This window comes from Buchnera aphidicola (Brachycaudus tragopogonis) (genome assembly GCF_964059175.1).
GTDB lineage: Bacteria > Pseudomonadota > Gammaproteobacteria > Enterobacterales > Enterobacteriaceae > Buchnera > Buchnera aphidicola_BM.
On record NZ_OZ060418.1, the window covers coordinates 334,112 to 346,761 of the forward strand.

Genomic DNA, 12,650 nt, shown 5'->3' on the forward strand with positions numbered 1-12,650 from the left:
TATAAAATTTATGAATAATTTTATTTTAGAAGACATTATTAACAAAAAACTATTATCTAACAAATATAATGACATAGTTCCTAATGGCTTACAAATTGAAGGAACGAGAATAGTAAAAAAAATTATTACTGGAGTAACAGCTTGTCAAGATTTGATAGATAAAGCATTGCTTTATAATGCTAATGCTATAATAGTACATCATGGTTATTTCTGGAAAAATGAATCTCAATATATACATAATATGAAAAGGAATAGACTAAAATCTATACTATCTAATAATATTAATTTATATAGTTGGCACTTACCTTTAGATATTCATTCTGAATTAGGTAATAATGCACAAATAGCTAAACAATTAAATATTTGTATTCAAGGTCGTATTACACCTTATGTATTTTGGGGTATAATAAAAGATAAAATAACTGGTGTACAGTTTGCAAAAAAAATAGAAAAAAAATATAAAAAATATCCCATCCATATATATAAAAATGCTCCTCTTTATATTAAACGCATTGCTTGGTGTAGCGGAAAAGGGCAAAGCTTTATTAAAGAAGCGCATGCATTTGGAGTAGATGCTTTTTTAACAGGTGAAATTTCAGAAGAAACTACTCATATTGCTAAAGAATTAGGTATACATTTTTTTTCTTTAGGTCATCATGCTACTGAAAAAGATGGAATTAAATCCTTAGGGAATTGGTTATATAATAAATATCATTTAGATGTTACTTTTATTGATATTTACAATCCAGCATAATTACTAAAAATAAAATTGTAATATAAGTATTTCAAAATTTGTAATATTTAAGGTGATAATATTTTAAAAAATAAAATTATGAATAAAAATAAAATGAAATATTGGTTAAGTTCTTCTTGGTTATCTGTAAATAATCAAGATTATATAGAAAAAATATATAAAAAATTTTTAAAAAATCCTCAATCTGTTGATATGATTTGGCATAATGCATTTTTAGATATCTCTAAAAATGAAACGAATACATACAGTGTAAATAATATAAAAAAAAATAGTTTTCAACTAATTCATACAATTAATTATATTATTAATGCATTTCGTACACAAGGTTATAAAAAATCTTTAATCGATCCGCTTCAATTATCAGAACAACAAATAATTCAAGATTTAGAACTTTCATATTATAGTTTTACTGAAAAACAAATAAAAAAAAATCTCAAAATAAACTTTAAAAGTTGCGATCAATTTGAAACAAATATTTTAGATTTACATAAAACGTTATCTAAAAAATATTGTAGTTCTATTGGTTTTGAATATATGTATATAGACAACTTATTAGAAAAAAAATGCATTACAGAATACATAGAATCTTTTTTTCAAGAAGGATCTATAGAAACAGAAAAAAAAATAAATTTTTTAAAAGAAATCACCTATGCTGAAACTTTAGAAAAACATTTAGGAAAAAAATTTCCTGGTGCTAAGCGTTTTTCTTTAGAAGGAGCAGAAGCATTAATTCCTATGTTACATGAAATAATAAGATATTCAAAAAAAAATAATATTTCTGAAATAATATTAGGCATGGCTCATAGAGGCAGATTAAATGTATTAGTAAACGTTTTAAATAAAAGCCCAAAGACTTTATTTAAAGAATTTTCTGGTTTTAATAATATACCGAAAAATTGTAGTGGTGATGTTAAATATCATTTAGGAGGTATTTCAGAAATAAATCATGAAAAAAAAATATTATTTAAAATGGCATGTAATCCTTCTCACTTAGAAATAATTAGTCCAGTTATTTTAGGAATGGCTCGATCTTCAATCGATCAGTTAGGTAAATCTACAAGTGAAATATTACCTATTAATATTCACGGAGATGCTGCTGTTATTGGTCAAGGTGTAATTCAAGAAACATTAAATATGTCTCAAACAGAAGGATACCAAGTAGGCGGGACAATTCATATAGTTATTAATAATCAAATTGGATTTACCACTTCTGATTCAAAAACACTTCGTTCTAGTAAATATTGCACTGATATTGCTAAAATGATTCAAGCACCAATATTTCATGTTAATGCAGACGATATAGAATCGTGTATTTTTACTATTCAATTAGCTCTTTATTTTAGAACAAAATTTAAAAAAGATGTTTTTATAGACCTTGTGTGTTATAGACGTCATGGACATAATGAAGTAGATGAACCTTCTGTAACACAACCTATTATGTACAAAAAAATAAAAATTCACCCTACTGTAAGAGAAATATATTCTAATTTATTAATCGTTAATAAAATAATTACATCTCAACAAAATGAAGAAATTATAAATCAATATTTTAATAAGTTAAAAACAGGTCAGCATATTTTTTCTAAAACAAAAGAAATAAATTTTCAATATGAAAAATATAAAAGACCTTTAAAAGAAAAAATAACAAAAAATATAATAAAAAAAATAAATCAATCTAATATAAAAACACTATCTTCTTTAATTAATAATATTCCTAGTTCAATTAACATTCATTATCGAGTAAAAAATATTTATGAAGATAGATGTAAAATGGCTCAAGAATTAAAATTGTTTGATTGGGGTGCAGCAGAAACATTGGCTTATGCAACAATTGTTAATGAAGGTATTTCTTGTAGATTTTCAGGGGAAGATGTAAGTAGGGGTACATTTTTTCATCGTCATGCATTTATTCATGATCAAATAGATGGTTCTGTTTATATACCTTTAAAGAATATTAGTAAAAAACAAGGAAAGTTTGAAATTTGGAATTCTGTATTATCAGAAGAAGCAGTATTGGCTTTTGAATATGGTTATTCTTTATTTCCATCTAAAAAATTAACTATTTGGGAAGCACAATTTGGAGATTTTGTTAATGGTGCTCAAATAGTTATTGATCAGTTTATCGCTTCAAGTGAACAAAAATGGAATCAAAACTGTAATTTAGTGATCTTGTTACCTCACGGATATGAAGGGCAAGGTCCTGAGCATTCCTCATCAAGAATTGAAAGATTTTTACAACTTTGTGCTGAAGAAAATATACAAATATGTATACCTACCACATCATCACAAATTTTTCATCTTTTACAACGACAAATATTTTATAAAATTTATAAACCACTAATCATATTTACTCCAAAATCTCTTTTAAGAAATCCGATAGCAGGTTCTTCTTTAAATTCTCTTATTAATGGAGAGTTTCAAAAAATAATAGATGAAATAGATAATTTTAATGAACAAGCCACACGTCTTATTTTTTGTTCTGGAAAAATTTATTATGATTTATTAGAAAAACGTCGTAAAAGTAATATTTTTAATATTATTTTAATACGTATTGAACAATTATATCCATTTCCTAAAAATGAAATATTGAAAACATTAAAAAAGTATTTTTACATAAAAGATTTTATTTGGTGTCAAGAAGAACCTTATAATCAAGGTGCATGGTTTTATATTAAAAACTATTTAGATGATATTCTTCCGACACATAGTTCATTAAAATACATTGGTCGCCTTTCCTCTGCTTCACCTGCTGTTGGTTGTATGTCTCTTCATAAAGAACAACAAGAAAAAATAGTTTATGATGCATTAAATATTAATTAAAATAGGGCAAGGAATGAAAAAAATAAATATTATTGTTCCAGATTTACCAGAATCTATTAGTGATGCAACAATTGTAAAATGGTATAAAAAAATAGGAGATATAGTTTATTGTGATGATAACATAGTTGATATTGAAACAGATAAAGTAATGTTAGAAGTTTCATCTCCATGTGATGGAGAATTGGAATCAATTTTAGAAGAGTCAGGAAAAATAGTTAAATCTCGACAAATTATAGGTTATATAAATCATTTAGATTATGTTAAAAAAAATATTACTAATAATACTATCATAGAAAAAAAAGAAGATCAATTACATGAAAAAAATTTAATTACACACTATACACCTTCCACAAGACGCTTAATGAAAATTAATAAAATTAACAATGATCTTCAAAATATAAAAACAAAATCAGAAATTAAAAATAATCATGAAAAAATTACAGAAAAAAAATTAAATACAAATATTGCCAATAAAAATACTATTGATCTATCAGAAAATAACAATTGTCAAACAAGAGTTACAATGAGTCGATTACGACAAAGAATTGCAGAAAGATTATTGTATAGCATTCAAAATACAGCAATGCTAACAACTTTCAATGAAGTAAATATGAAACCAATCATTCTGTTACGTAAAAAATATGGTGAAGATTTTGAAAAAAAACATGGTATCCGAATTGGATTTATGTCTTTTTTTGTAAAAGCAGTAATACAATCCTTAAAAAAATTTCCAGAAATAAATGCTTCTATAGACCAAAAAGATATAATATATTATAAAAATTTTGATATTAGTATTGCTATTTCAACCCCAAGAGGATTAATAACACCAGTATTAAGAAATGCTGAAACAATGACAATGTCAGAAATAGAGAAAAAAATCAAGGAATTTTCTATTAAGGGATGTGAAAATAAAATTGATATAAAAGATCTTACAGGAGGTAATTTTACTATTACTAATGGCGGTATTTTTGGATCTTTAATGTCGACACCAATTATCAATCCTCCTCAAACAGCTATATTAGGCATGCATACTATTCAAGATCGACCAATGGTAATTAATGGAAAAATAAAAATTCTTCCAATGATGTATTTAGCTTTATCATATGATCATCGTTTAATAGATGGCAAAGAATCAGTAGGATTTCTAGTATCTATAAAAAATATATTAGAAGATTTTACTCGTATTTTAATTAATATTTGAAACTATATTTATTCTCTAGAATATTTTTATATAGTTTAAAAGTACAGTTATTAAATTTGATATCAACTGTACTTTTATTATCAAAGAAATATAAGTTTAAATAATAAAACAGCTTATTATAATTCAATTAAACGAGAAAAATATGACAAATAAAAAAGTAGTTTTAATTAGACATGGTCAAAGTGTATGGAATGAATTAAATCAGTTTACTGGATGGCATGATGTAGAATTAACTAAAAAAGGAAAAAATGAAGCCAAATTAGCAGCTTTATTATTAAAAAAAAATAATTTTTATTTTGATTATGCCTATACATCTGTACTAAAAAGAGCAATACATACTTTACATTATATTTTAGATGAACTAAATCAATCTTGGCTATCAGTAAAAAAAACTTGGCGTTTAAACGAAAGACATTATGGTGCCTTAGAAGGATTAAATAAAAATCAAGTTGTTGAAAAATACGGAGAGCAGCAAGTGATGTTATGGAGAAGAAGTTTTAACATTAGTCCTCCTCCAATTAATATGAATGATAAAAGGTTTCCTGGATATGATAGACGTTATTCTCAGTTAGATTTTAATAAAATTCCTTTAGGAGAGAGTTTAGAAACGACTGGAATAAGAGTCATTCCTTACTGGAATAAAATTATTTACCCTGAATTAAAAAAGAACAAAAAAATAATTATTGTAGCACATGGAAATTCTTTACGTGCTTTAATACAATATCTAAATAAAATAGATAATCAAGAAATTATAGAATTAAACATCCCAACTGCTAAACCTATTATTTTAGAATTTAACGAAAAATACATGCCTATAAAATGGTATTATTTAAAATAGTTCTGTTCAAAACATTTTTGTCATTCTTAAAAATTTACACTTAAGTAATATACTTATACTTAAAATACTATTAATGTTCTAGATATATAAAGTATATTTTTTACAGAAGTTTTCAATAGAGGTTGTAATGATTAAAAAAATTGGAGTCTTGACCAGTGGTGGAGATGCTCCAGGTATGAATGCTGCAATTCGAGGAGTAGTAAGAACAGCACTTAGTGAAAAACTAGAAGTATTTGGAATTTATGATGGATATTTAGGTTTATACGAAAATCGTATGACACAACTTGATAGATATAGTGTGTCTGATATGATAAATAAAGGTGGAACATTTTTAGGATCAGCAAGATTTTCTAATTTTTATAAAAAAACAATACGTTCTATTGCTGCTAAAAATGTAAAAAAAAGAAAAATTGATGGTCTTGTTGTTATTGGAGGTGATGGATCGTATATAGGAGCTCAAAAATTAACGGAAATAGGTGTTCCATGTATTAGTATTCCTGGTACTATAGATAATGATGTTGCAGGCACTGACTATACAATAGGTTATTTCACAGCTTTACAAACAGTTGTTGAAGCTATTGATCGATTACGTGATACCTCTTCTTCTCATCAACGTATTTCTATTGTAGAAGTAATGGGAAGGTATTGTGGAGATTTAACATTAGCTGCAGCAATTGCCGGAGGATGTGAATTTATTGTATTACCCGAAATTCATTATACAAAAGAAGAATTAGTTATTGAAATAGAAGCAGGTATAGCTAAAGGTAAAAAACATGCTATTGTTGCAATTACAGAATATATTTGTGATGTAGAAAAATTAGCGCAATACATTGAAAAGAAAACAAATCGAGAAACTAGAGCTACAATTTTAGGTCACATTCAAAGAGGTGGTGCACCAGTTGTATATGATCGTATTCTAGCTTCTAGAATGGGTGCATACGCTGTTGAATTGTTAATAAAAGGCTATCAAGGTAAATGCGTAGGAATACAAAATGAAAAAATGGTATTTAACGATATAACAGACGCATTAAAAAATATGAAACGTACTTTTAAAAAAGATTGGTTGATTACCGCTAAAAAGTTATACTAATATAAAAAATTAGTGCCGGTTTTTCCGGCGCTCTCTCATTTTTAAAATGTTTTTGTATTATAGTAAGATTATATAGGTTATTGAGCAATGAATTTTTTTAGAAAAAATCTTATCCAACAATGTGTTATTGAATTTTTTGGAACGGGCTTAATAATATTTTTTGGAACGAGTTGTTTGGCGGCTTCAAAATTAACACATGTTCATTTTAATCCATTTGAAATAAGTTGTATTTGGGGTTTAGCAGTATCTATGTCAATTTATTTCAGTGCTTCAACATCAGGAGCTCATTTAAATCCAGCTATTACTATTTTTTTTTGGTTATCTTCTAAAGATTTTAATAAGAAAAAAGTACTTCCATATATTATTTCTCAAATTTTTGGTTCTTTTTTTTTTAGCATGTTAACATATTTTCTTTATTATCATGCATTTATTTCATTTAAAAATCAAAATAATATTATTTTAGGTACTCAAGAAAGCCTAAAATTAGCTTCTATTTTTTGTGTATATCCTAACTTTAATCATAGTTTTATTCGTAATTCTACAATAGAAATATTGACAACTGCTCTTTTTATGATAATTTTGTTGCAGTTAAATAATAAAAAAAATAATAAAATATTTTATTATAAATCTATTGCACCATTCCTAATAGGAGTATTGATTTTTATGATTAATATATCTATTACTCCTTTAAATAATATTAGTTTAAATCCAGCTCGAGATTTAGGACCTAAAATTTTTCTAAGTCTAACTGGATGGGGTATTTTTTCTTTCACAGGAGGCAATAATTCTCTATATTTTTTAATTCCTATAATAGGTCCAATTTTAGGTGTTAATTTAGGCGGTTGGATTCATAAAATACTTATCGATAATTACTTTTTTAAAAAATGAAAATTACTTTATTTTAAGTATAATAATTAGCTATTTCTATAATTTTTAAAAATTCTTTAGCATCTAAAGATGCACTTCCAATTAATAAACCATCTATATCGGGTTGTTGAATAAACTCTTCTGTGTTAACAGAATTAATAGAACCTCCATACTGAATAATTGTACTTTTTATACTAATAGGATCATATTCTTGAATATAATTTCTAATAAATTTATGTATATATTGTACATGTTTTGGATCAGCTGATAAACCTGTACCAATTGCCCAAATAGGTTCATATGCAATTACTGTGTTTCTAAATGCTTCTTTACCTAATACTTTAAATATGCAATTAAGTTGTTCTTCAATAATTTTTTTTGTTTGACTATAATTATTATTTTGTATTTCACCTATACACAAAATAGGTATTAAATTTAAATTTTTAATTAAATTAAATTTTTTTATAATAATATTATTAGTTTCATTATGAAATAAACGTCTTTCAGAATGTCCAACAATAACATATTTTACACCTATATCTTTTAGCATTAGAACAGAAGTTTCACCTGTAAAAGCTCCTTTCAGATTAATATCAACATTTTGTGCACCAAGAAAAATATCAATATTATTTATATCTTTGTAGACTTGACTCAGATATATAGTAGGAGGAGCAATAACAATAATATTTTTTTTTGAATAAACTGATGCCAATGATTTTAAACTAGATAAATAGTCAGAAATCATTTTTTTACTTCCATTTAATTTCCAGTTTGCTACTAATAAAAATTTTTTCATTTTTTTACCTAAATATTTTTGCATAAAATTATAGAAACTAAGTTTTTTTATAAAAAATTATATAGACTTAGTTTCTATTGTAGAATTTTAAAATATGCTATTTATATACATTGGTACGATTACGTAATTCTTTTCCTGGTTTAAAATAAGGAACATATCTTGCATTCAATTTTACTGTTTTTCCAGTTTTTGGATTTCGACCAATACGAGAAGGGCGATAGTGTAAAGAAAAACTCCCAAATCCTCTAATTTCAATTCTTTTACCCTTTGCTAATGACATTGCCATGTGTTCCAACATTTCTTTTATAGCACATTCTATTATTTTATTTGAGATATTATTTTTTTTTTCTGAGATTCTTTCAAATAATTCTGACTTTGTCATAAAACCTCTACATTTGTATACCTTAAAAATTTATTTTTTTATAGAAAAAACATGTTTTACAATAAAAAATTATTCAGTATTTTTAGCGGCTTTAAATGCTTCTGCCATTACATTAGAAAATGCATCATCATTTATTTTTTTACTTGATAAAACGGTTAAGTCTTTTTTTTCAATTTCATCTAAAACATGAATAGCAAGATAAACTATTCTATTTTTACGATCGAAACTAGATAATTTAACTAAAATTTCACTATCTATTTTATATCTTTTTATAAATTCTTCATAATGTAAACGGGAAACATCGGAAAATTTTAAAATTCCTTCTATGTCTTCTGATAGTTTGATTATTGCATTTTTTTTATCAATAAATTTAATTTTACCAGTAATTATTGATCCTTTTTTATGATTTGAAATATATATATTAAAAGGGTCTTCTTCTAATTGTTTAATTCCTAAAGATATGCGCTCTCTTTCAGCGTCTACTTGAAGAACTACAGCAGAAATTTCATCACCTTTTCTATATTTTTTTACTGCTTCTTCACCAGATGTTTTCCAAGAAATGTCAGATAAATGAACTAGTCCGTCAATTCCTCCATTTAAACCAATAAAAATACCAAAATCTGTAATAGATTTTATTTTTCCAGCTACATGAATACCTTTTTTATGAGTTTCAGAAAATTGTTGCCATGGGTTAATTTTACATTGTTTTAAACCAAGTGAAATACGACGACGATCTTCGTCAATGTCTAAAACCATAACTTCGACTACATCATTTACAGAAACTACCTTAGATGGATGAATATTTTTATTAGTCCAATCCATTTCAGAAACGTGCACAAGACCTTCTACACCTTCTTCAATTTCTACAAAACAACCATAATCTGTTAAATTCGTAACACGTCCACTTAATTTAGTATTTTCTGGATAACGTTTAGAAATAGCTATCCATGGATCCTCACCTAATTGTTTTAATCCCAATGATACACGTGTTCTTTCTCTATCAAATTTTAAAATTTTAATGTTAATTTCATCACCTACATTAACTATTTCACTAGGATGTTTAACTCTTTTCCAAGCCATGTCAGTAATATGCAAAAGACCATCTACTCCGCCTAAATCTACAAAAGCTCCATAATCTGTTAAGTTTTTTACAATACCCTTAACATGCATACCTTCTTGTAAACTTTCTAGCAATTGATCTCTTTCAGCACTATTTTCTGATTCAATAACCGCTCGACGCGAAACAACAACGTTATTGCGTTTTTGATCTAATTTAATCACTTTAAATTCTAATTCTTTTCCTTCAAGATGAATTGTTTCTCGAACAGGTCGAATATCTACCAAAGAACCCGGTAAAAATGCACGTATATCGTTTAATTCAACAGTAAAACCACCTTTAACTTTACCATTAATAATACCTGTTACTGTTTCTGATTTTTCATGAGCTTGCTCTAATATCAACCATGCTTCATGACGTTTTGCTTTTTCACGAGATAATAATGTCTCGCCAAATCCATCTTCAATAGCATCTAAAGCAACATCTACTTGATCGCCGACATTAACATCTATTAAACCTTGAGAATTTTTAAATTGTTCAGCAGGAATTGCAGACTCTGATTTAAGACCTGCATCTACTAGAATTATATCTTTTTCTATAGAAATGATGGTTCCACGAATAATTGAACCTGGACGAGTTTTAATCTCTTTTAGTGATTCTTCAAATAATTGAGCAAAAGATTCATTCATATTAATAGTATTAAGAAATTTTTATGTGATGTTCATTTTAACTTCATGCTAAAATGAGCTTATTTTATATATCTTATAATAGTCCCTATTAAAGAGTGTTATATTTAAAAATAAAATTATTTTCTATGATATTGATATTTTTTTTAAAATATATTCCATTAAAGTTGCAATCACCTCTGATAAACTCATATTAGTAGAATCTAATATTATAGCATTTTTTGGAATGCATAAAGGAGAAATTAAACGATTTTCATCTCGTTTATCACGATTTTTCATCTGTATGAATAAATTTTTAAAACTTATGTCATAACCATTTTTATTTAATTCTAACATTCTTCTTTTTGCTCGTGTTTCTAAGCAAGCTTGTAAAAAAAATTTAAGTATGGCATCTGGAAATACTACAGTACCCATATCACGTCCTTCAGCTATTAGACCAGGAAAGCATCTTAGTGATCTTTGTTTTTCTAATAAAATTTTTCTAACATTGGGATAAGATGCTAATTGCGAAGATATTTCACTAACTTTGTTAAAATCAAACGATTTATAATAATACTTTATGTTTTTTTTTTTAATTAATGAAAAATCTATTTTATTTGCAAGTGAAATTATATTTTTTTCAACAATAGTAATATTTTTATTTAACGCAAACGAAGCAAGTAATCGATATATTTTACCTGATTCTAATAGAGACCAATTTAATTGATGTGCTATCATGTTAGCTAAAGTGCTTTTTCCAGCACCACTAGGACCATCAATAGTAATAACAGGAATTTTATTTATCATGTGTTGTATTTAAAATTATCAAAAAAATTTTTCTATTAAAAATAATATTATTTACTAATGGATAAAAAATCTTTGAAATAAGATGGAAAAGTTTTAGTAGTACAACCTGGATTTAGTATATTTACACCAATGTTAGACAAAGATATCAGTGAAAAACACATAGCCATACGATGGTCGTTATAAGTGTTAATATTAGAATATTTAAAAAAAATAGGTGGAGTGATAGATAAAAAATCTTTTCCTTCTTCAACTATAGCGCCAACCTTTCTTAACTCTATAGACATTGCAGATAAGCGATCAGTTTCTTTTACACGCCAATTATATATATTTCTTATAATAGTAGTACCTTTAGAAAAAAGAGCTACTATTGCAATAGTCATTGCTGCATCAGGAATATGATTCATATCTAAATCTATTGCATTTAATGTATTACGAGTACAAGTAATAAAATTATCTCCCCAAAAAATGATTGCACCCATTTTTTCAAGGATATTTGCAAATTTCACATCACCTTGTATACTTTTCTTTCCAACACCAATCACTTTAATTGAACCACCTTTAATAGCAGCAGCAGCTAAAAAATACGAGGCTGATGAAGCATCTCCTTCAATTATAAACTTGCCGGGTGTTTTATATTTTTGTTGACCTTTTATATAAAAAACATTATAAGAATCATGTTTCACATTTATAGAAAAAGATTTCATTAAATTAATTGTAATATCAATATAAGGTTTAGAAACTAGATGTCCTTTTATAATAATAGTAGTATCTTTAAAAGCAAGGGGTGCAATCATTAATAATGATGTTAAAAATTGACTAGAAATATTTCCATTTAAAAAAATGGATCCTCCAATAAAACCACCTCTTGTACGTACAGGCGGAAAACCTTTATTTTTTTCATATTCTATAATAGCTCCACCTTGTTTTAAAGCATCAACTAGATCTTCAATAGGTCTTTCGTGCATTCTATCATCTCCGCTTAATACAACATTATTTTTATGCAAAGATAATGCAGATAAAAGAGGTCTCATAGCAGTACCTGCATTACCTAAAAATAATGAAATTGGTTGAGACAATTGAAAAGCTTGACCAATACCTTGAACATAACATTCCTTTTTATTATCAGACAAAATATACTTAACACCTATTTTTTTTAAAGCTTTTAACATATATGTAATATCATCACTATCTAACAAATTAGTTAAACATGTTGTACCATTAGCCATAGAAGATAACAATAAAGCTCTGTTTGAAATGCTTTTAGAACCAGGTAAATAAATAGTTCCATTAACGTAAGATATTGGTTTTAAATTCAAAGAATCTTTCATAATAAATATGCACTCTATTTTATTAAGGTGATCAATTGTCAATAC

General features: G+C 26.2%; 11 protein-coding genes. 6 read left to right on the forward strand and 5 right to left on the reverse strand.

Features of this window, described 5'->3' with window-relative positions; all coding sequences use genetic code 11:
• Nucleotides 1-10: 10 nt before the first annotated feature.
• The 6 genes from AB4W64_RS01550 to AB4W64_RS01575 all read left to right on the forward strand — a co-directional run bounded on the left by AB4W64_RS01550 (nucleotide 11) and on the right by AB4W64_RS01575 (nucleotide 7,591).
• A complete protein-coding gene (locus AB4W64_RS01550; protein WP_367677748.1) occupies nucleotides 11-754 on the forward strand; it encodes a Nif3-like dinuclear metal center hexameric protein in 744 nt (247 codons plus the stop codon).
• Between the two features lie 78 nt (nucleotides 755-832).
• Nucleotides 833-3,574, forward strand: coding sequence for a 2-oxoglutarate dehydrogenase E1 component (locus tag AB4W64_RS01555; protein WP_367677749.1), 2,742 nt, complete (start codon nucleotides 833-835; stop codon nucleotides 3,572-3,574).
• 13 nt (nucleotides 3,575-3,587) lie between these two features.
• Nucleotides 3,588-4,775 carry a dihydrolipoyllysine-residue succinyltransferase gene (gene sucB / locus AB4W64_RS01560; RefSeq protein ID WP_367677750.1) on the forward strand — a complete coding sequence of 396 codons (1,188 nt, stop codon included), beginning with the start codon at nucleotides 3,588-3,590 and terminating at the stop codon, nucleotides 4,773-4,775.
• Nucleotides 4,776-4,917: 142 nt separating this feature from the next.
• A complete protein-coding gene (gene gpmA / locus AB4W64_RS01565; RefSeq protein WP_367677751.1) occupies nucleotides 4,918-5,613 on the forward strand; it encodes a 2,3-diphosphoglycerate-dependent phosphoglycerate mutase in 696 nt (231 codons plus the stop codon).
• Nucleotides 5,614-5,740: 127 nt separating this feature from the next.
• Entirely contained in the window at nucleotides 5,741-6,703 is a 963-nt protein-coding gene (gene pfkA, locus AB4W64_RS01570; protein ID WP_367677752.1) for a 6-phosphofructokinase, read from the forward strand.
• Between the two features lie 87 nt (nucleotides 6,704-6,790).
• Nucleotides 6,791-7,591, forward strand: coding sequence for an MIP/aquaporin family protein (locus AB4W64_RS01575; protein WP_367677753.1), 801 nt, complete (start codon nucleotides 6,791-6,793; stop codon nucleotides 7,589-7,591).
• A gap of 13 nt (nucleotides 7,592-7,604) precedes the next feature.
• Here AB4W64_RS01575 and tpiA read toward each other — a convergent pair whose 3' ends face one another.
• From tpiA to aroA, 5 genes are all read right to left on the reverse strand, one after another.
• Entirely contained in the window at nucleotides 7,605-8,366 is a 762-nt protein-coding gene (gene tpiA / locus AB4W64_RS01580) for a triose-phosphate isomerase (RefSeq protein WP_367677754.1), read from the reverse strand.
• A gap of 97 nt (nucleotides 8,367-8,463) precedes the next feature.
• Nucleotides 8,464-8,748, reverse strand: coding sequence for an integration host factor subunit beta (gene ihfB / locus AB4W64_RS01585; protein WP_367677755.1), 285 nt, complete (start codon nucleotides 8,746-8,748; stop codon nucleotides 8,464-8,466).
• Nucleotides 8,749-8,817: 69 nt separating this feature from the next.
• Entirely contained in the window at nucleotides 8,818-10,494 is a 1,677-nt protein-coding gene (gene rpsA, locus AB4W64_RS01590; RefSeq protein ID WP_367677756.1) for a 30S ribosomal protein S1, read from the reverse strand.
• A 123-nt stretch (nucleotides 10,495-10,617) separates the two neighbouring features.
• On the reverse strand, nucleotides 10,618-11,277 hold the full coding sequence (gene cmk, locus AB4W64_RS01595) for a (d)CMP kinase (protein WP_367677757.1): 660 nt from the start codon (nucleotides 11,275-11,277) through the stop codon (nucleotides 10,618-10,620).
• A 47-nt stretch (nucleotides 11,278-11,324) separates the two neighbouring features.
• Complete coding sequence (gene aroA / locus AB4W64_RS01600; protein ID WP_367677758.1) at nucleotides 11,325-12,605, reverse strand: 3-phosphoshikimate 1-carboxyvinyltransferase; 1,281 nt, start codon at nucleotides 12,603-12,605, stop codon at nucleotides 11,325-11,327.
• Nucleotides 12,606-12,650: the final 45 nt, after the last annotated feature.